Source organism: Natrinema caseinilyticum (assembly GCF_024227435.1).
Taxonomy (GTDB): Archaea; Halobacteriota; Halobacteria; order Halobacteriales; family Natrialbaceae; genus Natrinema; species Natrinema caseinilyticum.
This window is the reverse complement of sequence record NZ_CP100445.1, coordinates 3,733,602-3,756,187: the sequence shown is the minus strand read 5'-3', so window position 1 is coordinate 3,756,187 and position 22,586 is coordinate 3,733,602. Positions and strand designations below refer to the sequence as shown.

Genomic DNA, 22,586 nt, shown 5'->3' with positions numbered 1-22,586 from the left:
GGACCGACGAGTACGGCACTGTCAGCCCCGGTGCTCGGTGCTGTCATTGCCGTTTCCCACCAGTAGCCGATGGCCACTCAAGAGCACAAAGCCGAAGACGGAGAGCCAGTAGATTCCGGCGCTGACGACCCCGATCCGGTCGAGTCGTCCGAGAGCACCGCCACCGTCGAACAGCAGGATAGACAATTCATCTGATACGATCATCGAGGTAGACAATACTAACAGAATAGAGATACCGAACCGCCACCTGTCTTTCTCTTCCGGGTCGTATCGCAAAACCATGTAGCAGAGGTACAGAATGGCGAACGCGGGGAGGACGATGTAGGTGGCTGTCAGAACATTCGGCTCCATAGCTGTATATTTCACGCGCACTCACAAAAATTATTTTAGTGAGTCACCGTGAGACCTCGAAGACAGGCATCGTGATTGGTTTCCTATTTTCAACTAATTATACATGTGGAAACAACCCACCTTTGAAAATGTCTTTCAGTTTGGGTTTTCCTCTCTCGGATCCTCGACGAGTTCGTAGAGTCCCCTCGAGGGTCGGTGGATCCATCCGGCGTCTCGGAGACTCCGAAGGCAGAATTCGACGTTACTCTTCGAAAGTCCGGTTTCGTCCATCAACCACCGGGGGTTCGCACGGCCCCACGGGTCGCCGCGATCGCGGCCGCCTTTCAGTGCCTCGAGAATTTGCTCGTCCTTCTCGGTCGGCGTATATTGCTCGTTGACCATGTCCAGTCGTCTCGTATTCAACCGGGGCGCATGGTTGACCCGTATCGGGTACGCTGTGGATCACTCACACAGAGAGGGTGCGAACAGCGATCGAGCCTCGAAAAATCGCTCTGGTCACTCGTTTCGTGGATCGCCTTCGAGTTCGTACAGACCGGTCGTGACCTTATTTACCCATCCGGCGGCGATCAATTGGTTGAGAGCGTAGTTGATCTGTTGGTCGTTGAGATTCGTCCGTTCTTTGAGATACTTCGGCGTTGCCCGCCCCTCCTCGAGAATTTCGAGGACATCCTCTTCGTTCGTTGTCGGATCGTACGCTTCGTTCATCGCCGGTTGTGAAGCGATACTCACCACGTTACCAAGGGTGTTATCAATAACATTATTAAAAAATTCTATCCGAGAGTATTTTCTAGCGTTATTAGAAAGTTTGAAGAAGGGTAACGTGTACTTCGAAATAGGGCACAGAAATACCGTGCGAAACGGTACTCGGCCGGGTGGTAGAGCACCCGACCTGTGTCCTTGCTCAGGACAATGAGAATTCGACCGCAAACATACGAAACGGTTTCGGACGCACAGACGACCGCCAACTCGAGTCACCACACGGAGGCCGATCAGGCGTGACGGCGGACGCAGACTACCACACGCGCGTCCGCCTCGAGGACCTCCTCGTCGCCGTTCGGACGACCGACGGCCACCTCGTCGAGCCGCTGTCGCTCGAGCCGGCGATTCGGAACATAGCGGAGACGCTCGAGGCGTACGAACGATTAGAAGCAGATGACCGTGCTACTCGCAGGATTTCGAGGTCGACCGACGGGTGACTCATGTGGCCGGTAGTCCTCGGTGACATCGGCCTCGAATCAGGTACCGCTCTCCCCGGAAACGAAGCGAACCAGACGTCGACGATGGAGACTATACGGGATTCCGTGATAGTAGTATGAAGACATGTGCCGACGGCCGTTCTGCCCCGTGAACCAAAGGAAAAAGTAGCGTCAACGCCAACGTCAACGCGATGGGAGTCGCAGACGAACAGATCCGAGTGAGCAAGTCGGTGAAGCGAAAGATCGAACGGCGTCAGCGGGCCGATGAGAGTTATAACGACGCCCTCGAGCGAATTCTCGACGAGACGGATACCGGAGACTTTTACGACGGGTTCGGACGGTGGTCGGACGAGGAGGCCGACCAGGTCCGTGAACGGCGCCGAAAATCGAAAGAAAAGCGGAAGCAACGAATGCGCGAGCGCGCAAATGACGGTTCATGAAGGTCCTCGACGCGACGTTTCTGATCGACTATCTCGACGGCGTCGAGGCGACACACGCGTTCTACGAAGAGAACGGCGGCGACGAGATTCGATGGATCGTCCCGGTTCCAGCACTCGCGGAGGTCCTCGTCGGAGAGGGCAATCTTCCGAACGGAGATGTCGATGACGCCCGTGCGGACCTGGCGTGGACAGACGTTCACCCCGTCGACCAGCGAACGGCAGCCACGGCGGGACGGATCGCAGATAAAATCGAACCAGGTGGGCCGTATCTGGACGGTCCAGACGCGCTGATCGCTGCGGTCGGACGCGAACTCGATGCGCCGATCGTCTCCGGCGACGGCGATCTCACTCACAAGAAAACGAAGGCGATCGTGGACGTCGAGGAGTACTGAGGGCCCGCTTGATTCGAAGGACCGAGTGTTATCGACACGGACGATAGTTCCTTCGGATATAAAACGATCGTCGTTTTCCAAACCCTTCGAGTCCGAAAATAAACCGCGTCCCTCGAGTCCGTCTCCGTCCGCTTAGAGTTCCTCGGTGAGCAGTCGTCGCAGCACGAGGTGCAGGACGCCGCCGTTCTCGACGTACTCGACCGCCATCGGCGTGTCGACCTGTGCGATCACGTCGAACTCGGTGACCTCGCCGTCGTCGTCCTCGGCGGTCACGGTCAGTTCGGCGTTGGGCTCGAGGCCGTCCTCGAGGCCTTCGATCTGGAAGTACTCGTCGCCCTCGAGGCCGAGTTCCTCCCAGCCCTCGCCGTCTTCGAACTGCAGGGGCAGGACGCCCATGCCGATGAGATTGTCGCGGTAGATCCGCTCGTAGCTCTTGCCGATGGTCGCTCGGATGCCGAGCAGGTCGGTCCCCTTCGCGGCCCAGTCACGGCTCGAGCCGGTCCCGAGTTCCTCGCCGGCCATGACGATCAGCGGCGTGTCGTCCTCGCGGTAGCGCTCGGAGGCCTCGAAGACGGTCGTCTCGTCGCCGGTCGGGTGGTGGATGGTGTAGCCGCCTTCGACGCCGTCGAGCAGTTGGTTCTCGATGCGGACGTTCGCGAAGGTGCCACGCATCATGACCTCGTGGTTGCCGCGCCGGGAGCCGTAGGTGTTGAACTCGTAGGGTTCGACGCCGCGTTCTTTGAGCCACTGGCCGGCGGGCAGGTCCTCGCCGAACGGCCCGGCGGGGCTGATGTGATCGGTCGTCACGGTGTCGCCGAGCGTGAGCAGCGCGCGGGCGTCCTCGACGTTGTCGACGCCGGGTTCCTCGAGCGGGAAGTCCTGGAAGAACGGCGGCTCGCGGATGTACGTCGACTCGGAGTCCCAGTCGTAGACCTCGCCGGTCGGGGCGTCGAGGGCCTCCCAGCGCTCGTCGCCCTCGTAGATGCTCGCGTACTTCTCTTCGAACATCTCGGGCGAGATGCTGTCGTGGATCGTCTCGCGGACTTCCTCGGTGTCCGGCCAGACGTCCTCGAGGTAGACCGCCTCGCCGTCGTCGTTGGTACCGATCGGTTCGTTCTCGAGGTCGATGTCCATCCGCCCCGCGAGGCCGTAGGCGACGACCAGCGGCGGGCTGGCGAGGTAATTGGCCTTGATCTTCGGGTGGATGCGGGCTTCGAAGTTGCGGTTGCCCGAGAGGACGCTCGTGGTCCAGAGGTCGTACTCGTCGATGGCCTCCTCGACCGGCTCCGGCAGCGGGCCGGCGTTACCGATGCAGGTCGTACAGCCGTAGCCGACGACGTGGTAGCCGAGTTCCTCCAGGTCGTCGAGCAGCTCCGCACGCTTCAAGTACTCCGTGACGACCCGGCTCCCGGGTGCGAGGCTGGTCTTGACGTACTCGGGCACCTCGAGTCCCTGCTCGGCCGCGTTGCGTGCCAGCAGGCCGGCCGCGACCATCACCGACGGGTTCGAGGTGTTCGTACAGGACGTGATCGCGCTGACGAGGATGTCGCCGTGGCCGATCTCGACTTCGGTGCCGTCGTCGAGTTCGACCGGGACCTTCTCGTCGAGTTGAGGCGTGTTCTCTGCGACGAGTCCGCCGTCGCTCTCGGCGGCGCCAGAGGGGATGACGCCCTCCTGCTCGAGCAGCGTCGGGAAGTGCTCGTCCAGGTCGCCCATCGGGATGCGGGCGTGGGGCTTCTTGTGGCCCGCGAGGCTGGGTTCGACGTCGCCGAGGTCGAATTCGACGACCTCGGTGAACTCGGGGTCCTGTTCGCCGAACAGGCCCTGGGCCTCGAGGTACTCGCGGACGAGGTCGATGTGGTCGGGGTCGCGACCCGTCAGTTCGAGGTACTCGAGGGTCTTCTCGTCGACGGGGAACATGCTGATCGTCGAGCCCTGCTCGGGGGCCATGTTCGAAATCGTCGCGCGGTCGGCGACCGACAGCTGCGAGACGCCGGGGCCGAAGAACTCGACGAACTTGTCGACGACGCCGACCTGGCGGAGCTTCTCGGTGATGTGAAGCACGAGGTCGGTCGCCGTCGCACCGTCGGGGAGGTCGCCCGAGAGGCGGACGCCGACGACTTCCGGCAGACTCATGTTGATCGGCTGGCCGAGCAGCGCGGCCTCGGCCTCGATGCCACCGACGCCCCAGCCGACGGCGCCGATACCGCCGATCATCGGGGTGTGACTGTCGGTGCCGACGAGCGTGTCGGGGACGAGCCACTGCTCGCCGTCGACCTCGCGGTCGTGGACGACGCGGCCGAGGTGCTCTAAGTTGACCTGGTGGACGATGCCCGTTCCCGGCGGAACGACGTTGAATTCGTCGAACGCCTGCTGGGCCCACTTGATCGCGCGATAGCGCTCCTCGTTGCGCTCGTACTCGATCTCGACGTTCTTCTCGTAGGCGTCCTCGCTCCCGAAGTGGTCGACCTGCACGCTGTGGTCGATCACGAGGTCACAGGGGACTTCGGGCTCGACGACCGTCGGGTCGACGCCCTTGCGGTCGGCCGCCGATCGCAGCGCCGCGAGGTCGACGACCGCCGGCACGCCCGTCAGGTCCTGCAGGACGACCCGCGAGACCGTAAACGGGACCTCGGCGTCCGGCACGTCGGGTTCCCACGAGGCCGCCGCGCGGACGGCGTCGGCATCGATCGTCTCGCCGTCGGCGTTTCGCAACACCGACTCGAGCAGGATCCGGATGCTTACCGGCAGCGAGTCCAGATCACAGAGTCCCTCGTCCTCGAGAACTGTGAGGTCAGCCATCTTGTACGTCTCGCCGTCGTGTTCGAACTCCCGGATCGCGTCCGAGTAGTCGTCAGTTGGCATAACTTGACTTGGGACCCGGGGGTTTTGAAACCGTCGAGAATAGGGCATAGACCCCATCAATACCCTTCATTTGTCGGACAGGAGCTCTCGGGGCGTTCTACCGACTATTCTGTGAGCTCACGCCACGGGGATGTGTATTGCCCGCATTGCCCGCACCGACCGTGCATGACCCTTACCTTTGCTCGGTTAGCTGGTCGGGACCGTCCGTTATTGTTAGATGTCAGACAACCCGCCGGCCGATCCCTGGCCAGCGATGCTGACGCGGCGGACGGACGTCTGAATGAGGTTCAACCTGGTGCTAAACATTAGTCCGTCCGAACCGAACCTGTACACCGCGCTGGACTCGAGTGACCCCTTCGTGAAAACGAGTAAGAAAGAACTGGTGATCCTATCACCGACCGTCGAACGGGTAACGTATCCGCTGTACTCGTCGGGTCGGGTAAGAACGGAGACTGTTCCACCGGACGGCAATCGGAGCAACTGAACGGTCAGCGATTGGGGGAGTGCGCCGACGACCCGAAACCGAGTATCGGGTCGGTAGGATCGAATGGGAACCAAAACGGGCTCGTCGGCATCCGCTTCCGATTGTACCGCTGGTTCTCGTCCGGCCGTTTCGAGATTCTCGCTCGGTCCGAATCCGAGTCCGTACCCGGGCGTCGATTCGATCGCTATCGTATTCGGTGCCGGCGGAGCGGTAACAGTTTTCGATCGACGGGGCGATTCCGGACCATCGCAGTCGGTCGTCCGCGCTTCACGTGTCCGCGCTTCACGTTCGTTGGAATTCACGCCGTTTCACCCGGGACAATCCGTGGAAGTTGCTCACCCTCAAGCGGGACAATTTCACGAGCGATTCCGTGGAGAGGCGGTCCCGCCGAAGCATTCTCCCGATGGACTACGTGACAGATAAATGTTGGACGAGCGGTTGGATCTCAGTCCAGGTCTGCGCCGAGAAGGTTGAGTTCGGGGCTGAACATCTCGGCTTCTTCGCCGATCTCCACGGAATCGCCCTCGCTCAAATCGTCCCCTCTCGTAAAGAGGAACGTCGTCGTTCCGGACGAATCGCCATCGCCCCTGTCGTAGCGGATCACGTAACCGGTATAATCGTCGGGCTGGGAGATTTCCGACACCGTATCCCCATCGACTCGCAGGATGTCGACTGTCGCGCTTTGCTGGAGCAAGGAGATGATTTCGCAGCTCTCTCCTGGAAAATAATTGTAGGCGAACACCAGCCCGTCGTCATCGTCGTCATCCTGTGCGGTGGCAGTTGCGGCCGCTCCGACTGTAGCGATACCGGCCGTGCCCGCGGCTATCGTTCCCTTCTTTAGGAGCGACTGTTCGGTTCTATCGTTCTCGCCGTCATAATTTTCGTCCGTCATGTCTCTCACTCTGTCCCCGTACTGGGGCGATGGAATGTATCGGTGCCGCGTCAATAAGCAATCTCGATCGTTCCACCTCTTTATGCGCCCCTTCCCTCGGGAACGGAACGGAGTCAGACGGTAATCCGTATTTTCGGTACTTCCCAACCGGTATGAGAGCTGGTGCTAAAGCGTTGATCTGATATGGAATATGGCTGGTTAAGTGAATGTGTTCAAAACCCCTCAACCAGACGGCGCTCTTTCGGACTCGGACGTGAAGGATGTAGCGGAAGACGTCATCTGCCAACTCCCCTTGCCGGGGATCGAGGGCTCGAGTGGTCTGCGTCACTTCTGAATCGTGGCTGCGTCGGTACGCTATTCGAATCCGGCAACTCGAGCGAACGCTTCCGAAACGAGTATTCAAACCAAACCTCGATCACTCCGCCCCTCGATTCCGGCGATATCTGGGCGGTCGTCATTCTTGGAGCAGTCAATCAGACCTCCATCTGGGAGACGTGCAAACGTAACGATAACGCTGTCTGTGACGATACTGCCATGGACTGGCTACATACGCTCAACCGATAGTGGTTTGAACGCATTGCTAGCCGTCTTCTCCAAGAGTTAGCGATGACGATCCTCGACCCTGACCGGTCGAGGACCGTCTCTATCGACTTCGTCGATAACCCCTATCATGGATGGCACCTACGCCGACGACAAAGGCGAACTCTGCCGTATGTACGCCAAAGACGGGACGACGACGTGTCACCGGTATACAACGTATCTCGTCTCGAACGGCAAGCCAGTGACGCTGGCCATGGCGTACGCCCGCAGTGATGAGAAGGTGGCCGACGCGGTCAAGCGTGTTCTCGAGCGCGTCGAAGCCTATCCCTTCGAGATAGAGCTTCTCTTGGCTGATCGTGGTTTCTACAACGAACGTATCCTGCGTCGTTCTCGGGAAATTGCTGCTACTGCCGTTCCTGTCCAAAAGAAGGGGAAACGCATGAAAGAGAAACTGGACACGCAGCGCTCGTACATGACGAGCTATCGGATGTACAAAGACCGCGAGCAGGAACTAAAATTCCCGCACGCGGTCGTTGTGTCCTATCACGCCGGAGATCGAGGGAAAAACGGGGAGGTTGTGCGAGGGTATGTGGCGTGCGATCTGGCCGATTGCACACCCAAGCAGGTCGAACGATTCTATCGGAAACGATCGGCGATCGAGACGAGCTACTGTGTATTCCGCCAAGCGCAGGTAATAACAACGACACAGGAACCAGTCATCCGCTTTGCGTTCGTCTTGGTTGGATTCTTGTTGGAGAACCTCTGGCTTGTGCTTCGATGGGCGGTCGTCGCCCGCCCACGGCGGGGCGGGCGCGACCTGCCCGAGGAATTCACGTTCAAGACCTTCTCTGACTGGATTAGACACGCATTAGAGGAAGAGCTAGAGCGGAGTTGGGAGATTAAGATGAACGGCGTCGGTGTGCCAGAAACGTACGCATCGGCCTCGGACGGACCCCAGCCCGCGGCTTTGGGCGGGACCTGACGAGCAGCAGCATTCGCCTAGAACGGCGTATCTCAGCTTTCTCGGTTCGGTTCTCTCCATCTGTGAACTCTATTTCTCCTTCACTCATCTATCACACCAGCGTTTACTCCGGTCATCCGTGACTCAGCACAGCTCGCGAAGCGACGCTCGAGAAGTACCGATTTTGAACGGATCGCGAGCGGCAATCAGAGGACGGTGACGAACCGTGGATTCTCCTGAATTCACCGCACTGAACGGTCGTGAGGGCCCGATGGTTCGTACTGCCGATTGGCTAATCGACGCCCAACCGGGGCCTCGACTATTACCGTCGGATCGGCGTTCGAGCGCTCGATCGTCCAGCGCGAAAAGGAAGAATAAGCCGTTTCGATCGGCCTGCAGAGTCAGCGGTCTAGCGGTGGATCAGTTACCGCCGCCGTTACCACCGTCTCCGCCGTTACCGCCGCCGTTACCGCCGCCATTACCGCCGCCGTTACCGCCGTCGTCCATTCCGCCGTCTCCGCCGTTACCGCCGTCAGTCGTCGTCTCGAGCAGGTTCAACTCGGAACTGAACATCGAGGCATCGGTGCCGAGCGTTCCGCTGTCGCCCGTGCTCATTCCTCCGTTCCTCATGAAGAGGAACGTCGTCACGCCAGCGGTGTCGCCTCCCTGGTCGTACCGGATAACGTAACCGGTGTAATCGTCGGGCTGGGAGATTTCAGACACCGTTTCTTCGTCGACCTGCAGGACATCGACCGTCGTGCTCTGCTGAAGCTGGGAGACGACCGTGAAGTCGCTGTTGGGGAAGTAGTCGTAGGAGAACACCAGAGCCTGGTTATTGTCCTGTGCAGTCGCCGTTCCAGCGGTAGCTGCCGTGCCAAGCGCGACTGCGCTCGCAGCGGCTGCTCCCTTCTTCATGAACGAGCGACGCGAATCGTCTGATCGTCCGCTTTCGTAGCTTTCGTCTGTCATGTCTCTCACTCGGTATCCCCTCTTCGGGGCACATGACCGTTGGCCGAATTGTCGTAAAAGTGACTGCGATCGTTTCACCATCTACGGTGATCTATCCGCCATAAATAACGGCTTTCAGGCCATAGACCGGCGAAATCGTGGATATCAACCAGTCGCTCCGCCTGTTACCGGAACCGGCCGTTACTCGCACGAAACGACAGCACCGGGACCGGGTATCAACCCATTTGGCCGGAGACAACGAGAGAAAATAACGGATATTGACTGAACCGCCGGACCGGATTTTCTCCTCGAGCCCGGAGACGGTCAATTGGGCCTCGAGCGCGTTTATCGGACGGTTTCACCCTCAGACCGCCCATAGTCTGAACGTTTCTGTCCGGAAAACAGGTGATTTCTCCGAACAGTCCGGCAAATACGATGCAGCGGTCAGTCGTCTCGATTCGCGATTGTCGTCGGAAGTGATACTTGGGCGTGACGTTCGATCGTGGGTTGCTCGAGTCACCGCGAACGAACATATTCCACGAACGTGAATCCGTTCCGTTCGTCTCGAGCCGTCTCCGCCCACGTGTCCCGATCCCAGTCCGGGAACTGCGTATCGCCCTCGGGTTCGTCGTGGACCTCGGTGACGATCAGGCGGTCGATCGCGGGCAGGAACTGCTCGTAGACGGTCGCCCCGCCAGCGACGAAGATGCGATCCGTCCCCTCGTGGCGCTCTCGAGCGGCCGTTTCGGCGGCCTCGATTGCGTCCTCGACGTCGTGGGCCACCACGACGTCGTCGGGCGTCTCGAGGTCGCGGCTCGTCAACACGACCGTCGTCCGTCCCGGCAGCGGGGTACCGAGGGCTTCGAGGATCCCCTCGTAGGTCACTCGTCCCATGATGACGGGGTGATTCATCGTGGTCTCCTTGAAGTGCTCGAGATCCGCGGGGAGATGCCAGGGCATCTCGCCGTCGGCGCCGATGACGCCGTTGTCGGCTACGGCGACGATGCCGACGAGTTCGCGGCCGGGGGGCGAAACGGGCGCGTCGCCGTCGGTCATTCGGCCACCGAAAACTCGATTCCCTCGTGGGACTCGTAGTCCCGTAGCTCGACGTCCTCGTAGGCCAACTCGTCGATCGACACGTCGGCCACGTCGAGCGTCGGACGCGACAGCGGATCCCGCGAGAGCTGTTCGAGCAATCCGGGGACGTGATCGAGCCGTTCGTCGCCGTCGGCTTCGGCCGGGACTTCGGACTCGAGCCACGCGCGCACGTCGAGATAATCTGACCGGTCGTCGACGTCGGCGAGCCGGGACTGCAAGGCGGAAAGATTGTCCGCGTACCACTCACCGCGCGCGCCGCGACCGCAGTAGACGTGCGCGTCGACGACGGTGTGAGCGAACGTGCCGGGTTCGAAGCCGGTCTGCTGGGCGATCACTTTCGTCAGCAGCGAATACGCTGCGATATTGAACGGAATCCCGAGCGCGGTATCTCCCGATCGTTGCGTGAGGTGACAGTTCAGCCGGTCGCCCTGGACGTTGAAGACGAAGGTGTAGTGACACGGCGGCAGCGTCGAATCGGCCGCGTTCGCGGGGTGCCAGGCGTTGACGACGAGGCGGCGCGAGTTCGGCGAATCGGACAACGTGTCGATCACGTACTGCAACTGATCGAAGGTTCGGCGGCCGTCGGCCTCCTCGGTGACCCACCGGTTGCTCTCGTCGGGCCAGGACTCCCCCTCGAGTCTGGCGCTCCCCTCCGGGACCGGAAACCGTCTCCAGAAGCGACCGTAGGCCGTCTCCAGTCGGCCTTCGTCGTCGGCCCAGGCGTCCCAGATCTTCGTCTCGTCGCGAAGACTCCGAATGTGTTCCTCACCGGAGAGATACCAGCAGACCTCGTGGAGCATCGAGTTCCAGCGGTAGCCGTCCATCTCCTTCGTCGTGAGCAGCGGATACCCCTCCTGTAAGTCGACCTCGTAGTGTTCGCTGAACGATGAAATCGTGTCGACCCCGGTCCGGTTCGGCTTGTAAGTCCCAGTCGAGAGGACCGCGTCGACGAGCTCGAGGTACTGTTCCATTGCCCGAACTGTAGCGACCGAACGACTATAATAACGCACCATCCGGAACCCATCACACCGGCAACAGGAGCGACGACGGGACCGCAGTCTTCGGACTCACCGTTCTGCCAACGAGAGGCGGAGATCGTGTCTCTCGACGTCGATCCAGAGAGAGTTGGTGTCCGAATTTGGGTGTGTGGTCGATTTTTTCATCCCGTTGGCCCGGACGGAGACGCCGTACTCCCTCCCAGTCGCGAAGACGTCCCGGAAGCTCACGACGTCGTCGGGCGGAACGGTGATGAGATCGTAGACGTCACCGCTGTCTTCGGGATCGCTGATCGTCACTCGGACGTCGACGCGCTCGTCGCTATCGTTCGAGATCACGATATCGGATGTCGGTCTGTATCCCGACTGAAAACCGATCCCGTCCGACGCGATCGTGTACCGAAACTCGTCGTGCGGTGACTCCCTCGGCCGCAGTGTCCGTTCCGTCGTCGTCCCGTCGGCCGACACTGACACGGTGTACGGTTCCGGCCCCGTCGTGAACAAGCCCCTGACCGGCGTCTCGCCATCTGGTTCGGCCGAGACGGTCTCTTCCGCCGTCTGCCCGTTTGCAGCAGTCACGACGACCGCCGCAGTTACTGCTACTGTCAGTTCGTTCCGAATCGAAACGACGTACTCGCCCGCTATTTCTTCGAAGTGGACACGCGCTGCTTCACCGTGAGTGCCGGTCGGTCGAATACTGCTGACACAGCCAGCAACGGTGCCGATCACGAACGGGCCGCTACCGACGAGGATGTCACGCCGTTTCATGGGGTGTGATAGTACTCGATCGGACGTAGATATTAGCATCAGAAAATAATTAATTCGAATATCGATACCCAACTCGTTGGGTTAGATGCCGCCGCCGTGACTGGAACTACGTGCGTTTGGAGGACTATCGTGGCACGTCTCTGAACGAGACTGGCGGAAACCGGTCGAGGGAAACGCGTCAGTGGCGGCGATTGTCGACCGACACGACCCGAGCGCCGCCGACCCGTCTCGGCTGAACGGAGAGCTACGGATTTTAGTGGCCCAGTCACTAGTGTTCGGATGGTGCTCGAAGGGCTCGTTCACGACGAGCAGACGAACGCCGTCATCGCGTGGCTACTGACCGGTACCGTGGCAGTGGACGGTCTCGAGAGCCTGTTCACGGACGTTCCGTTCTGGGGTGGATTCGAACTCCTCGTCGCGGCCGTGGCAGCAGCGCCGGCAGTGGCGGCCCGCGACTGGACCGCAATCGTTTCGTGGCCGTTGCTTTCGGTCGCCGCACTCGCCACGATTGCGGGCGGTTCCGGATTCCCGTCCGAAACCGCAGCGTATCTCGCCGTGGCGACGCTCGCGCTCGTCGCGGTCGCCGAACTCGAGGCGTTCTCGTCGGTCGAGTTGAGCCGTCGGTTCGCCCTCTTCTTTGCGGTTCTGACGACGATGGCCCTGCAGGCGCTCTGGACCATCGCGCAGTTTTACTCGGATCAGTGGTTCGGGACGGACTATCTGCGCACGCAGACGGAACTCCAGTGGGATTTCGTCATCGTTACCGCCGTGGCACTGGTGCTGGGCGGGCTCTTTCAGTGGTACTTCGCGCGGGTCGAACCGGCCGGTGCCGTCAGCCGAACGACGAACGGTGCGGGACCACCATGACCCTCGGAGAGGCGCTGGGGCTGTCGGATTTCCAGGAGCGCACCATCGTTCGAGGGCTCCAACTCGTGCTCCTCGCGCTTCTCGGGTACGGAGTGGTGACGTTCCAGTTCGCAGTTTCGGGCACGACGGGCCTCGCACTCGGAATCACGCTCTTGCCCGCGTGGCTGCGTCGAGAGTACGGATACTCGATGGACGCCGGACTCGTCCTCTGGATCACCGTCGCCGTGGTCCTCCACACGATCGGCTCGCTCGGCCTGTATCAATGGTATCAGTGGTACGACGAGATCGCTCACACCGTTTCGGCCACCGTCGTCGCGGGGCTGGGGTACGCCTCGTTCCGGGCCTTCGAACTCCACTCCGACGAAATCGACGTCCCGCCGTCGTTTCGATCCGCGTTCGTCGTCGTCTTCGTCCTCGCGACCGGCGTCTTCTGGGAGGTCCTCGAGTTCGCGCTCGGCGGGACGGTCGTCACCGTGTACGGGATCGACGACATCGTCACCGATTTCGTGTTCAACGCGGTCGGCGCGGTGATCGTCGCGCTCTGGGGAACCGACTCCGTCGGCGAACTCGTCGGATTCTTCCGGAACCGCATTCGGTCCGACTCGAACGGGTAGACGGGACGGGTGGCGACCGTACGTCGCTCCGCCCCGTTCGGGGCGGTTGCAAAGTCCAGCCGGTGTACTATCTGCGAACGAACGGTATCTGGAGACGGGTGCCGATTCCATATGAGCGAACCATTCAGCCACGAGTCACGGCGCCGGTTTCTGAACGCGGTCGGCGCGACCACGGGTGCGCTGACACTCGGTGCGACCGGGAGCGCGACCGCACAGGAAACGTCGACCGAAGGCGGCAGCGACGCGGACGAAGGGCGATTTCAGGAGGCGATCACCACCACCAACGAGTTCACCTCGGGAGCGATCTTTCGGGTCGCCTCGCCGCAACTCGAGGACGCACCGGTCGACGCTGAGGTGGTGCGAAACTACGGCGTTCGAATCATCGAGTACTTCAACACGAACGAGGAGCTCTACCTGTTCGTCCCGCCGAACGCTCAGATCGAGCAGGGAGAGGTGTACGTCTTCGACGATATGATATCGTCGCCGACGGACGAAGAGCTAGCCGCTGAGAACCTCGTTCGGGTCGAATACCGGCCGATACAGCAGGAAGGGCTGCCCTTCGAATACGATGAGGAGGAGGACTTCGAGATCGTCGAGAACAACGGCGGTGAGGCCGCCGTTCGCCCGGACGACTTCTACTCGAGGGCCCTCTTCGAGATTACGTCGGGAGCGCAAGGATGGATCCCGCAGGACGTCGAGCAGAGCGGACTGTTCACCGATTACAACACCGTCCACGCCACGTACCTCGGCTCGAACCGCCGATTCCTCCTGTTCGCACAGGAGGGTGCCCGGACCGAGACGGGACAGTTGTACGTGATGCGAGACGAATCAGAACTGTTCGATCCGGCCGGGAACCTCGTGGCGGTCGAGTTCGACGCCGTCGACGAGGACAGTCTCACATTCGACGACGAGTTACTCAGGACGGACGGTCAGTGAGCGCCCACGCGGAACGAACCGCGTCGTCGACTGCGCCCGCTCGCCGCCACACAGTCGCACACTGCACGAACGTGCGTACTTTCAGCCGAGCGAAGAGCAACGTTTACAGGTTCGTGCGTTCCGCTTTCGAGTATGCGAGAACACGTCCTGCTTATCGGGGGTGGCGGCCGCGAACACGCCATCGCCCGCGCACTCGAGGACAGCGAGGCAGAACTCTACGCCTGTGCCGGCAACAAGAACCCCGGCATCGCCCGTATCGCGGCCGACTTCGAGACCGTCGAGACGACCGATCCGGAGGCCGTCGTCGAGTATGCCGAGTCGGTCGATGCGACGATCGCCGTCGTCGGTCCCGAAGCGCCGCTCGAGGCGGGAATCTCTGACGCGCTCGAAGCCGCGGGTGTGTACCCCTTCGGGCCGAAACGAGACGACGCGCGCATCGAGACGGACAAGGCCTTCCAGCGGCGATTCATGCGGGACCACGAGGTTCCGGGAAATCCGGATTTCGAAACGTTCGACGACGCGGAAGCAGCCTGTACCTTCATCGACGAGTACGGCGGCGATCTGGCGATCAAGCCGGCGGGTCTCACCGGCGGCAAGGGCGTCAAGGTCGTCGGCGACCAGGTAACCGCCGAGGAGGGCAAAGCGTACATCCGGGAGTCCGACTACGACCGGATCGTGTTAGAGGAGCGGCTGATCGGCGAGGAGTTTACGGTTCAGGCGTTCGTCGCCAACGGCGAGTTCAGGACTGCCCCGGCGGTTCAGGACCACAAGCGCGCCTACGAGGGCGACGAGGGCCCCAACACCGGCGGGATGGGGAGCTACTCCGACGCGACGAACGAACTCCCGTTCATGACCGAGGAAGACTACGACGACGCCGTCTCGATCATCGAGGCCACCGTCGACGCCCTCGATGACTATCGGGGCATCCTCTACGGCCAGTTCATGCTGACGGCCGAGGGACCGAAGGTGATCGAGTTCAACGCTCGCTTCGGCGACCCCGAGGCGATGAACACGCTGCCGGTCCTCGAGACCGACTTTCTCGAGATCCTCACCACGGCCCGCGACGGCGACGCGCCGCCCGAACTCGAGTTCGCCGAGCGAGCGACGGTTTGTAAATACGCCGTCCCGGCAGGGTACCCGACTGACCCCGAAGCAGGTGCCAAAGTGCAGGTCGACGAGGAGAGCGCCGGCGACGCCCTCCTGTACTACGCGAGCGTCGACCAGCGCGACGACGGCATCTATACGACGACCTCGCGGTCGTTTGCGCTCGTGGGCGTCGCGGACTCGATCGGCGAGGCCGAAGCGATCGCCGAGGACGCGCTCGCCGTCGCCGGCGAGGAGGGACTGCACGTGCGCCACGACATCGGCAAAGCGGACCTCGTCCAGCGCCGGATCGACCACGTGAACGAACTCCGCGGCGAGTAACGTCCAGACGCAGCGTTCTCTTCTCGGTTCTCCGGTCGTGGTACCCGATGCCACCCGAGAACGACCGATCGACGGCCGCGAGCGCCGGACGTGGCGGGGACGTTACGCGGTTTCGGCCGCGACGTCGTCGATCGTCTCGAGTAACAAGCCCAACCCGAGATCGATCTCGCGCTCGGTCACGTCGAGCGGCGGTAGCAATCGAAGCGTCTTGTACCCGCAGCCGAGGGTCAACAGACCGCGCTGGAACGCGGCCTCGAGCACGGCGTCTCGACGACGTTTCGTGTCGAATTCGAGACCGAGCATGAGACCTCGACCCCTGATGTCGATCACGCCGGGGGCATCGCCGTCGGCGACGGCGTCCTCGAGTCCGGATCGGAACTGCTCGCCTCGATCGCGGACGTTCGCCAGGAGATTCTCCTCGTGGATGACGTCGATCGTGAGAACGCCCTGCATGGCGGCGATCAGGTCCCCGGCACCCCACGTCGAGGAGAGCCGACCTCGTTCGGTCGGGAAGACGTCGGCCCGCGATATCGTCGCGCCCACGCGGAGCCCCTTGCCGCTCGCGATGACGTCCGGCGTGAGGTCGAGGTGGTCGACGGCCCACAGTTCGCCCGTGCGGCCGACGCCCGACTGGATCTCGTCGGCGATGACGGCGAGGTCGTGGCGCTCGCGCAGCGCCTCGAGATCCCGCGCGAACTCCGGGTGGGCGACGCGATAGCCGCCCTCGCCCTGGATCGGCTCGAGGATCAGGTATGCGACTTCCTCGGGGTCGATCACGCCGCGGTCGGGGTCGAGCGCGTCGGCGACGACGTTGCCACCGGGGCCGTCGGTTCGCCAGCGGGTTTCGTATTCCCGGTCGGTCGTGGGATACGGGACGCTGACGACGCCCGGAATCTCCGGGAACCCGCTTCGGTGGACGGTTTTGGAGCGATTGAGCGAGAGCGCACCCAGCGTTCGGCCGTGGAACGCGCCGTCGAAGGTGAACGCGCGGTGGCCGCCCCTCGCGTAACAGATTTTGATGGCGTTCTCGATCGCTTCGGCGCCGGAATTCGACAGGAAGACCCGGTCCATGTCGTAATGGTCGGTCATCGCGACCAGTCGATCCATCAGTTGCGTCGGCCCCGGAAACTCGGGGTCGTCGGGCGGCCCACCCCCGCTGACGTAGAAGTCCTGTCCCGCAATTTTGAGCGGATCGACGGCATCGAACGCACGGAGACGATCGAGGAGGGCAGGATTGTTGTATCCGAGCGGTGCGGCGGCGACGTGGCTCGTGAAATCCAGTAACACGTTCCCGTCGACGTCGGTACAGAACGGGCCGACCGCCTCGCCGGTCGCGTCCCAGACGAACTCGTAGACGTACGTACTCGGGGCGGCGAGCCGATGGTGGTAATCGGCCCACTCGACTGCGCGATCGCCTGGAAGCGAGTCCACGCGAGGGACTGCCGTAGCACGGTCCATACAGGGACTTGCATCGCCTAGGATAAAGTTACTGTCCGCTATACGACGACGAGAACCGATGCCAGCGCGCCCCCGACCAGGAGGATCGTGCTGTACGCCGCGACCCGATTCCTGAAGCCGTCGTCCGTCGACGTCGCCGCTAGCAGGGCCTTGACAACGATGCTCGAGACCGTCGCGAGGAGGATGGCGATCGTCGCCTCGGCCGGACCGAGTTGACCGCCTCTGTAGAGGACGACGGCCGACGTCGTCGCGCCTGCACTCGAGACGAAACCGCTCGCGACCGCCGTCGCGTAGAAGCCGAGCGTCCCGAACCACGTCTCGGCCAGCGACCCGAAGACGAGGACGACGAGGAAGACCGCTCCGAACGCGAGGGCGTTTTTCAGCGAGAACGGACTCTCGAGTTCCATCGGGCCGGACTCGGTCCAGTCGGCCGTGAGCGCGGCGACGACGAACGCGATGACGATGACGGCGCCGAGCGGGACGATCGCCTCGACGAGGATGTCGGAGCCACTGCCGGCGGTGAAGCCGACCGCGATCGCGAGATTCCGGGCGGCCATCGCGGCGTTCGCGAGCAGGATGGCGGCGACGGCGTAGGACGCGGCCTCCGGCCGCTGATCGACGTGATCGAGCATCGTCCCGACGACCGCCGTCGAGGAGGCGAGTCCGCCGAAGAAGCCGGTGATCGCGATCCCGCGGCCGCCGTACGTCGTGACGATCGCGTAGTTCGCGATGCCGATTCCCGCCACGGCGACGACCATCAGCCAGATCACCTTCGGCTCGAGCGGGATCGCCAGTCCGGCGAACTCGACCGTCGTTTCGGCCGGCAACAGCGGGTACACGACGAACGCCAGGATGGCGAATTCCGACGTCGATCGCATCTCCTCGTGTGTGAGCCCCCACGCGAACTCGTGGAGTTCGCGTTTCAGGACGAGCAACAGCGACGAGAGGACGGCGACGGTTACCCCCTCGAGGATGAAACCGACGGTGACCAGAATGCCGACCCCGTACGCGACGAGCATGGAAACGGACGTCGTCAGCGAGAGACCGGCGCCCTCCTCGCTGAGCAGTCCCTGCACCGCGAGCAACACGCCCTGGACGATTACGAGGACGCCGCCCAGCACGAGCAGACTCTCCCCGATCGCGGTCTCCGATTCGGTGACCAACACGGTAAAGACGGACGCGAGGAGGCTGATGAGCGAGAACGTGCGGATGCCGGCTGATTTCTGTGACCACTCGCGCTCGAGTCCGAGGAACATACCCAGCGCGCCGGCTAGAGCCATACGGACGACCGTCTCGTCGAGCGGCGCGTCGGAGACCTGCAGCGCGACCTCGTTCACTTCAACAGGTTCATCGCGACCGCATATAAGCAACTCGCCGAGAGCGGTCGTCACTCGAGGGAGGCGGTTCGACTGCCGTGGCGTCGACTCCGGCGGGACCGAAGCGACCACTGGTCGGGTTTCTTCGCCGAGCGGAGAGACGAGCGTGATTTCGGAGTCGAACAGAGAGAGAAACGTGACAGTGAGGGAGTGACGAGGTATCTACCGATAGTCGCGGAACCGGACGGATCTGGTCGCCGCGTTCCGTTACAGGTCGACGTACTGCGCCTCCCATTCCCGGCGCGCCTCGAGTTCACGGCGGCCACGGCGGGTGAGCGTGTAGAAGTTCGTTCGTCGATCCCGACGGCCTTTCTCGACGAGTCCCTTGTCGACGAGGGTATCGAGGTTGGGGTAGAGACGGCCGTGATGGATCTCCTTTTCGTAGTACTGTTCGAGTTCCTCTTTGATCGCCAGTCCGTGAGGTTCCTCCTCGCCAGCGATGACGTAGAGCAAGTCACGCTGGAATCCTGTCAGGTCGTACATTGGGAAAGTACCAAGCGTACTTACTGTCGAATTTTAATAAGGCTATCGGGTTGTTTCGATCGAAACAGGGGTATTACCATCGAGACGACTCATTTCGAGTTCGAAGGACCCATAACATCGATGACGGATTGAGCGCCGATTCTCACATAATGAGTGGTTCATGTTTACAGTGCGTGGTTTTTGTTTCGGTACAATTACATTGACTGCCCGTGGAACGGCCGTGACTGTAATCGATACCGTCTGAACCAGTCGTTACTGTTGGATGAATAGTGTCGAAACAGGAAAGCAAATCGCGTGACGGAAAATGCCACGCGATTGCTTGCCGCCCTGAATTGGTCCCCGCTGACGCTTCGGCCCTCCAAGCGAAGCGTCACGTGGTAGATTCTGCTGCGAGGACTTAAAGGTAACGACAAGAGATAGCACAGCGGCGGTACGAGTCCTGCACGCCGGTCTACCGGTCCGGGAGGGTCGTTACCGGTCCGATCAGATGTGTTCTTCCTCGAGCACCCAACCCAGCGCTCGTTTATAGTACGTGAACATCTGTTCGACGCCGTCGTGACGCATTTCGTCACTTTCGAGGTTCTCTTTGAGGAATTCGTACTGCTCTCGAATTTCGTCTTCGTCACGCATAGCGGGTACTATCGGTCGGGGTGGCAAAAAAGTCGTCACACCGTCGTGCGAGGACGACTTGGCCGCGAACCACGTGCGTCCCGCTCGCCGTTTCGATCCGGTAGCGAACTATTTCCGGCGCGAAACGGTCGAAAACGACTGTTTTCGACCGATACGAAGCGACAGTTGTTCGATCCGAGGACGCGTCGTCGAGGTCGGGAACCCGTCCCCGCTTCGAAGTCGGGGTGGGAGACTGGCGACCGCTCGATGGATCCCGCCACTTCAGTAGACCAGCTCGCCCGAGATGAACTTTCGAGTGCGATCGTCGGACGGGTTCTGGAAGATCCGCTCCGTCGGGCCGAATTCGGTGAGACGGTGGTCGAGTAACACCGCGACCCGATCCGCAACGCGCTCGGCCTGGTGCATATCGTGGGTCGCGACGACGATCCCGATTCCCTGCGTCCGTGCCTCGGCGATCGCGTCCTCGATGACCGCCGTGTTCCGCGGGTCGAGATCGGACGTGGGCTCGTCGAGAAGGAGCACGTCCGGTTCGTAGGCCAGGGCTCGAGCAAACGACACGCGCTGGGCTTCCCCGCCGGACAGCGAGGACGTTCGCTGGTCGAGTTTGTCCGTCAATCCGACGACCTCGAGCGACTCCCGAACGGCGTCGGCCGTCCCGTTCGAACGAACGAGAGACCGTAGTTCGTCGCGAAGCCGGGCGGACCAGGATCGTCGGACTCGGAGCCCGTACTCGACGTTCCGTTCGACTGATGCGTCGAACAGGCTCGCGTCCTGAAATACCATCCCGATTCGCCGGCGCATCGACAGGCGCTCGGCGTCGTCGACGGACCAGGCGTCCCTGCCGTCGAATTCGACGGTCCCCTCGTCCGGTCTGAGCGACAGCGCGAGGATCCTGAGCAACGTCGTCTTTCCGACGCCCGACGGGCCGATAACGGCGACGACCTCGCCGGGTTCGACCGAGAGCGAGAGACCTCCCAACACCCGTTCGTGATCGTACGAGAGCGACACATCGGTCGCTTTGAGAACGTCCAGGCCCATTACCGCTGCACCCCCTTGTCGCCGAGTCGAACGACCACGGCGTTGACGAGCAAGACGAGGACGACCAGAATCCCGCCGAGGACCATCGCCGTCTCGTATCGGCCCTGCCTGGCCTCGAGCGAGATGGCGGTCGTCAGCGTCCGGGTTTTCGAAACGCCCTCCGCGCCGGCGATGTTTCCGCCGACGATGAGAACGGACCCGACTTCGCTGATCGCGCGCCCGAATCCGGCGAGGACAGCCGTCGCGATTCCGTACCGTGCCTCCTTGATCGTCACGAGTGCGACATCGATGCGGGTCCCGCCGAGCGCGTGGGCGGCGTCACGGACGTTCTGATCGACGCCCGAGATGGCCGCGAGGCTGATGGCCGTTATCGGCGGCGTCGCGAGGACGAACTGCGACATGATCATCGCTCGTTTCGTGAATACGAGTTCGAACTCGCCGAGGGGGCCCTGATTCGAGACGACGAACAGGACCAGTAACCCGACGACGACGCTCGGAAATCCCATTCCGGTGTTGATGACGGAGGTGAGCAATCGCTTTCCGGGAAAGCTGGTAAATCCCATCAGGAGGGCAATCGGGAGGCTCACGCTAGCGCTCAGGAGGACGGCGATCACGCTGACGTACAGCGAGACCGCGATAATGCTCCGTACGTACACCGCATCGAAGGGGAAATCGACGAGAAACGGCGTCAGGACGGGTGTGAACGTACCGAGGGACACGGTTAGCTATCGGTCGTATTCGCACTCCAGCCTTCCGGAACGTACTGCTGGAAATCCGGTTCCTCGGAGAGGGCGCGGGGGAAGAACAACTGCTCCCCGTTCGCTTCGTAGTTCTCGATCAAGTCCTGGGCCTGCGGGCTCGTGATGTACCCGATGTAAGCCATCGCCAGGTCGTAGTTGACGTTGTCGTGGACCGCGGGGTTGACCGCGATGATCCCGTACGGATTGGCGAGGAGTTCCGGCCCGCCCTCGATCGGCCCCTGGACGAGGATCGTGAGATCGATCTTCGATCGCTGCGAGAGGTACGTCCCCCGATCCGAGAGGGTGTATCCGCTCTGTTGATTGGCGATGTTCAGCACCTCTCCCATTCCTTGCCCGGTTTCCTGATACCAGTCGCCACCCGGGTCGACGCCCGCTTGCTCCCAGATGATGAGTTCCTTGGTGTGCGTCCCGGAGTTGTCCCCTCGAGAGATGAAGGCTGCTTCCGAGTCCGCGATCGTCGTGAACGCCTCGGCCGCCGAATCCATGCCCTCGATACCGGCCGGATCGTCCGCCGGACCGACGATGACGAAGTCGTTGAACATGAGGTCCCGACGGTTTACGCCGTATCCCTGGCGCATGAATTCGTCCTCCAGCGACCGCGCGTGAACCATCACTACGTCCGAGTCGCCGTTTCGCGCGGTCTCGAGGGCTGCCCCCGTGCCCTGTGCCACCGAGTCGACCGTCACGCCGTACATGTCCTGGAACGGCACGTTGAGTTCGCCCAGCAGCCCCGTGTCGTACGTACTCGTCGTGGTCGTCAACGTGAGCGTCTCACCGGTGACCGATGCCCCCTCGTCGTCGCCGTTGCCCGAAAAGCTCAAACAGCCGGCGAGACCGGCAATCGCACTCGTTCCCACAGCCGCAACGAACCGTCGTCGTTGTATCGCCATGGGAACATCGATGGAAAGCCCTCACAAATAGCTTTGGATCGGGTGAAACGTCTGACGATCCCGAAAACCGCTCGAAGAAGGCCCACACGCAGAGAGAGGCGCTGGGACACGACGCTACCGATGGACACCGCCGAGACGGCGGACGCGATGCAAACGAACTTGCCGTCCGGACGCGAAC

Annotated in this window: 23 protein-coding genes and 1 pseudogene; 8 read left to right on the top strand and 16 right to left on the bottom strand. The window is 61.9% G+C overall.

Translation table 11 applies throughout. The features are described 5' to 3' along the window. Positions 1–21 precede the first annotated feature (21 nt). The 3 genes from NJT13_RS18495 to NJT13_RS18485 all read right to left on the bottom strand — a co-directional run bounded on the left by NJT13_RS18495 (position 22) and on the right by NJT13_RS18485 (position 1,080). Positions 22–351 (bottom strand): hypothetical protein, encoded by a 330-nt coding sequence (locus NJT13_RS18495; protein WP_254523285.1) that lies wholly within the window; start codon positions 349–351, stop codon positions 22–24. A 135-nt stretch (positions 352–486) separates the two neighbouring features. Next, positions 487–732, bottom strand: a complete 246-nt coding sequence (locus NJT13_RS18490; protein ID WP_254523284.1) for a winged helix-turn-helix domain-containing protein — start codon at positions 730–732, stop codon at positions 487–489. Positions 733–846: 114 nt separating this feature from the next. After that, entirely contained in the window at positions 847–1,080 is a 234-nt protein-coding gene (locus NJT13_RS18485; protein WP_254523283.1) for a MarR family transcriptional regulator, read from the bottom strand. 266 nt (positions 1,081–1,346) lie between these two features. On the opposite strand from NJT13_RS18485, the gene NJT13_RS18480 reads away from it, so the two are divergent. The 3 genes from NJT13_RS18480 (at position 1,347) to NJT13_RS18470 (ending at position 2,379) form a co-directional block, all read left to right on the top strand. Next, positions 1,347–1,547 (top strand): hypothetical protein, encoded by a 201-nt coding sequence (locus tag NJT13_RS18480; RefSeq protein WP_254523282.1) that lies wholly within the window; start codon positions 1,347–1,349, stop codon positions 1,545–1,547. Positions 1,548–1,738: 191 nt separating this feature from the next. Beyond that, positions 1,739–1,987, top strand: a complete 249-nt coding sequence (locus tag NJT13_RS18475) for an antitoxin VapB family protein (RefSeq protein ID WP_254523281.1) — start codon at positions 1,739–1,741, stop codon at positions 1,985–1,987. Further along, entirely contained in the window at positions 1,984–2,379 is a 396-nt protein-coding gene (locus NJT13_RS18470; protein ID WP_254523280.1) for a PIN domain-containing protein, read from the top strand. Before NJT13_RS18475 ends, NJT13_RS18470 begins: the two co-directional genes overlap by 4 nt. A gap of 132 nt (positions 2,380–2,511) precedes the next feature. Here the strand turns inward: NJT13_RS18470 and acnA are convergent, their stop codons facing one another. Further along, positions 2,512–5,244: an aconitate hydratase AcnA gene (gene acnA / locus NJT13_RS18465; RefSeq protein WP_254523279.1), complete on the bottom strand. Its 2,733-nt coding sequence runs from the start codon at positions 5,242–5,244 to the stop codon at positions 2,512–2,514. A 929-nt stretch (positions 5,245–6,173) separates the two neighbouring features. Continuing rightward, on the bottom strand, positions 6,174–6,620 hold the full coding sequence (locus tag NJT13_RS18460) for a calcium-binding protein (protein WP_254523278.1): 447 nt from the start codon (positions 6,618–6,620) through the stop codon (positions 6,174–6,176). Positions 6,621–7,043: 423 nt separating this feature from the next. Here NJT13_RS18460 and NJT13_RS18455 point away from each other — a divergent pair. Continuing rightward, a pseudogene (locus NJT13_RS18455) lies at positions 7,044–8,142 on the top strand (ISH3 family transposase); the annotation flags it as partial. Positions 8,143–8,541: 399 nt separating this feature from the next. On the opposite strand, the gene NJT13_RS18450 reads toward NJT13_RS18455, so the two are convergent. The 4 genes from NJT13_RS18450 to NJT13_RS18435 all read right to left on the bottom strand — a co-directional run bounded on the left by NJT13_RS18450 (position 8,542) and on the right by NJT13_RS18435 (position 11,930). Next, the gene (locus tag NJT13_RS18450) at positions 8,542–9,090 is read right to left on the bottom strand and encodes an SH3 domain-containing protein (protein ID WP_254523277.1); all 549 of its coding nucleotides are present in this window, start codon (positions 9,088–9,090) and stop codon (positions 8,542–8,544) included. A gap of 495 nt (positions 9,091–9,585) precedes the next feature. Continuing rightward, positions 9,586–10,125 carry a dihydrofolate reductase gene (locus tag NJT13_RS18445; RefSeq protein WP_254523276.1) on the bottom strand — a complete coding sequence of 180 codons (540 nt, stop codon included), beginning with the start codon at positions 10,123–10,125 and terminating at the stop codon, positions 9,586–9,588. After that, positions 10,122–11,138, bottom strand: a complete 1,017-nt coding sequence (gene thyA, locus NJT13_RS18440; protein ID WP_254523275.1) for a thymidylate synthase — start codon at positions 11,136–11,138, stop codon at positions 10,122–10,124. The genes NJT13_RS18445 and thyA overlap by 4 nt, the downstream gene beginning before the upstream one ends. Before the next feature lie 96 nt (positions 11,139–11,234). Then, positions 11,235–11,930 carry a hypothetical protein gene (locus tag NJT13_RS18435; RefSeq protein WP_254523274.1) on the bottom strand — a complete coding sequence of 232 codons (696 nt, stop codon included), beginning with the start codon at positions 11,928–11,930 and terminating at the stop codon, positions 11,235–11,237. Positions 11,931–12,209: 279 nt separating this feature from the next. Here NJT13_RS18435 and NJT13_RS18430 point away from each other — a divergent pair, with 279 nt between their 5' ends. The 4 genes from NJT13_RS18430 (at position 12,210) to purD (ending at position 15,772) form a co-directional block, all read left to right on the top strand. Further along, positions 12,210–12,797 carry a hypothetical protein gene (locus NJT13_RS18430; RefSeq protein ID WP_254523273.1) on the top strand — a complete coding sequence of 196 codons (588 nt, stop codon included), beginning with the start codon at positions 12,210–12,212 and terminating at the stop codon, positions 12,795–12,797. After that, positions 12,794–13,411, top strand: coding sequence for a DUF2238 domain-containing protein (locus tag NJT13_RS18425; RefSeq protein WP_254523272.1), 618 nt, complete (start codon positions 12,794–12,796; stop codon positions 13,409–13,411). Before NJT13_RS18430 ends, NJT13_RS18425 begins: the two co-directional genes overlap by 4 nt. Before the next feature lie 111 nt (positions 13,412–13,522). Continuing rightward, positions 13,523–14,347, top strand: coding sequence for a hypothetical protein (locus NJT13_RS18420; protein WP_254523271.1), 825 nt, complete (start codon positions 13,523–13,525; stop codon positions 14,345–14,347). 132 nt (positions 14,348–14,479) lie between these two features. Then, positions 14,480–15,772, top strand: coding sequence for a phosphoribosylamine--glycine ligase (purD, locus tag NJT13_RS18415; RefSeq protein ID WP_254523270.1), 1,293 nt, complete (start codon positions 14,480–14,482; stop codon positions 15,770–15,772). A gap of 102 nt (positions 15,773–15,874) precedes the next feature. On the opposite strand, the gene NJT13_RS18410 is transcribed toward purD, so the two are convergent. The 7 genes from NJT13_RS18410 to NJT13_RS18380 all read right to left on the bottom strand — a co-directional run bounded on the left by NJT13_RS18410 (position 15,875) and on the right by NJT13_RS18380 (position 22,408). Continuing rightward, positions 15,875–17,230, bottom strand: a complete 1,356-nt coding sequence (locus NJT13_RS18410) for an aminotransferase class III-fold pyridoxal phosphate-dependent enzyme (RefSeq protein WP_254523269.1) — start codon at positions 17,228–17,230, stop codon at positions 15,875–15,877. Between the two features lie 38 nt (positions 17,231–17,268). Continuing rightward, the gene (locus NJT13_RS18405; protein ID WP_254523268.1) at positions 17,269–18,567 is read right to left on the bottom strand and encodes an MgtC/SapB family protein; all 1,299 of its coding nucleotides are present in this window, start codon (positions 18,565–18,567) and stop codon (positions 17,269–17,271) included. A 246-nt stretch (positions 18,568–18,813) separates the two neighbouring features. Next, positions 18,814–19,089, bottom strand: a complete 276-nt coding sequence (locus tag NJT13_RS18400) for a PadR family transcriptional regulator (protein WP_008164003.1) — start codon at positions 19,087–19,089, stop codon at positions 18,814–18,816. 483 nt (positions 19,090–19,572) lie between these two features. Continuing rightward, positions 19,573–19,719 (bottom strand): hypothetical protein, encoded by a 147-nt coding sequence (locus NJT13_RS18395; protein WP_254523267.1) that lies wholly within the window; start codon positions 19,717–19,719, stop codon positions 19,573–19,575. A 261-nt stretch (positions 19,720–19,980) separates the two neighbouring features. Continuing rightward, positions 19,981–20,757 carry an ABC transporter ATP-binding protein gene (locus tag NJT13_RS18390; RefSeq protein WP_254523266.1) on the bottom strand — a complete coding sequence of 259 codons (777 nt, stop codon included), beginning with the start codon at positions 20,755–20,757 and terminating at the stop codon, positions 19,981–19,983. Beyond that, on the bottom strand, positions 20,757–21,476 hold the full coding sequence (locus NJT13_RS18385; protein ID WP_254523265.1) for an ABC transporter permease: 720 nt from the start codon (positions 21,474–21,476) through the stop codon (positions 20,757–20,759). The genes NJT13_RS18390 and NJT13_RS18385 overlap by 1 nt, the downstream gene beginning before the upstream one ends. Before the next feature lie 2 nt (positions 21,477–21,478). After that, positions 21,479–22,408, bottom strand: coding sequence for an ABC transporter substrate-binding protein (locus NJT13_RS18380; RefSeq protein WP_254523264.1), 930 nt, complete (start codon positions 22,406–22,408; stop codon positions 21,479–21,481). Between the last annotated feature and the right edge of the window lie 178 nt (positions 22,409–22,586).

Excerpts from the sequence above, each read along its gene's own strand:
- NJT13_RS18495 (WP_254523285.1), bottom strand. The coding sequence starts at position 351 with ATGGAGCCGAATGTTCTGACAGCCACCTACATCGTCCTCCCCGCGTTC.
- NJT13_RS18490 (WP_254523284.1), bottom strand. The coding sequence starts at position 732 with ATGGTCAACGAGCAATATACGCCGACCGAGAAGGACGAGCAAATTCTC.
- NJT13_RS18475 (WP_254523281.1), top strand. The coding sequence starts at position 1,739 with ATGGGAGTCGCAGACGAACAGATCCGAGTGAGCAAGTCGGTGAAGCGA.
- NJT13_RS18470 (WP_254523280.1), top strand. The coding sequence starts at position 1,984 with ATGAAGGTCCTCGACGCGACGTTTCTGATCGACTATCTCGACGGCGTC.
- acnA (WP_254523279.1), bottom strand. The coding sequence starts at position 5,244 with ATGCCAACTGACGACTACTCGGACGCGATCCGGGAGTTCGAACACGAC.
- NJT13_RS18460 (WP_254523278.1), bottom strand. The coding sequence starts at position 6,620 with ATGACGGACGAAAATTATGACGGCGAGAACGATAGAACCGAACAGTCG.
- NJT13_RS18450 (WP_254523277.1), bottom strand. The coding sequence starts at position 9,090 with ATGACAGACGAAAGCTACGAAAGCGGACGATCAGACGATTCGCGTCGC.
- NJT13_RS18445 (WP_254523276.1), bottom strand. The coding sequence starts at position 10,125 with ATGACCGACGGCGACGCGCCCGTTTCGCCCCCCGGCCGCGAACTCGTC.
- thyA (WP_254523275.1), bottom strand. The coding sequence starts at position 11,138 with ATGGAACAGTACCTCGAGCTCGTCGACGCGGTCCTCTCGACTGGGACT.
- NJT13_RS18435 (WP_254523274.1), bottom strand. The coding sequence starts at position 11,930 with ATGAAACGGCGTGACATCCTCGTCGGTAGCGGCCCGTTCGTGATCGGC.
- NJT13_RS18430 (WP_254523273.1), top strand. The coding sequence starts at position 12,210 with ATGGTGCTCGAAGGGCTCGTTCACGACGAGCAGACGAACGCCGTCATC.
- NJT13_RS18425 (WP_254523272.1), top strand. The coding sequence starts at position 12,794 with ATGACCCTCGGAGAGGCGCTGGGGCTGTCGGATTTCCAGGAGCGCACC.
- NJT13_RS18420 (WP_254523271.1), top strand. The coding sequence starts at position 13,523 with ATGAGCGAACCATTCAGCCACGAGTCACGGCGCCGGTTTCTGAACGCG.
- purD (WP_254523270.1), top strand. The coding sequence starts at position 14,480 with ATGCGAGAACACGTCCTGCTTATCGGGGGTGGCGGCCGCGAACACGCC.
- NJT13_RS18410 (WP_254523269.1), bottom strand. The coding sequence starts at position 17,230 with ATGGACCGTGCTACGGCAGTCCCTCGCGTGGACTCGCTTCCAGGCGAT.
- NJT13_RS18400 (WP_008164003.1), bottom strand. The coding sequence starts at position 19,089 with ATGTACGACCTGACAGGATTCCAGCGTGACTTGCTCTACGTCATCGCT.
- NJT13_RS18395 (WP_254523267.1), bottom strand. The coding sequence starts at position 19,719 with ATGCGTGACGAAGACGAAATTCGAGAGCAGTACGAATTCCTCAAAGAG.
- NJT13_RS18390 (WP_254523266.1), bottom strand. The coding sequence starts at position 20,757 with ATGGGCCTGGACGTTCTCAAAGCGACCGATGTGTCGCTCTCGTACGAT.
- NJT13_RS18380 (WP_254523264.1), bottom strand. The coding sequence starts at position 22,408 with ATGGCGATACAACGACGACGGTTCGTTGCGGCTGTGGGAACGAGTGCG.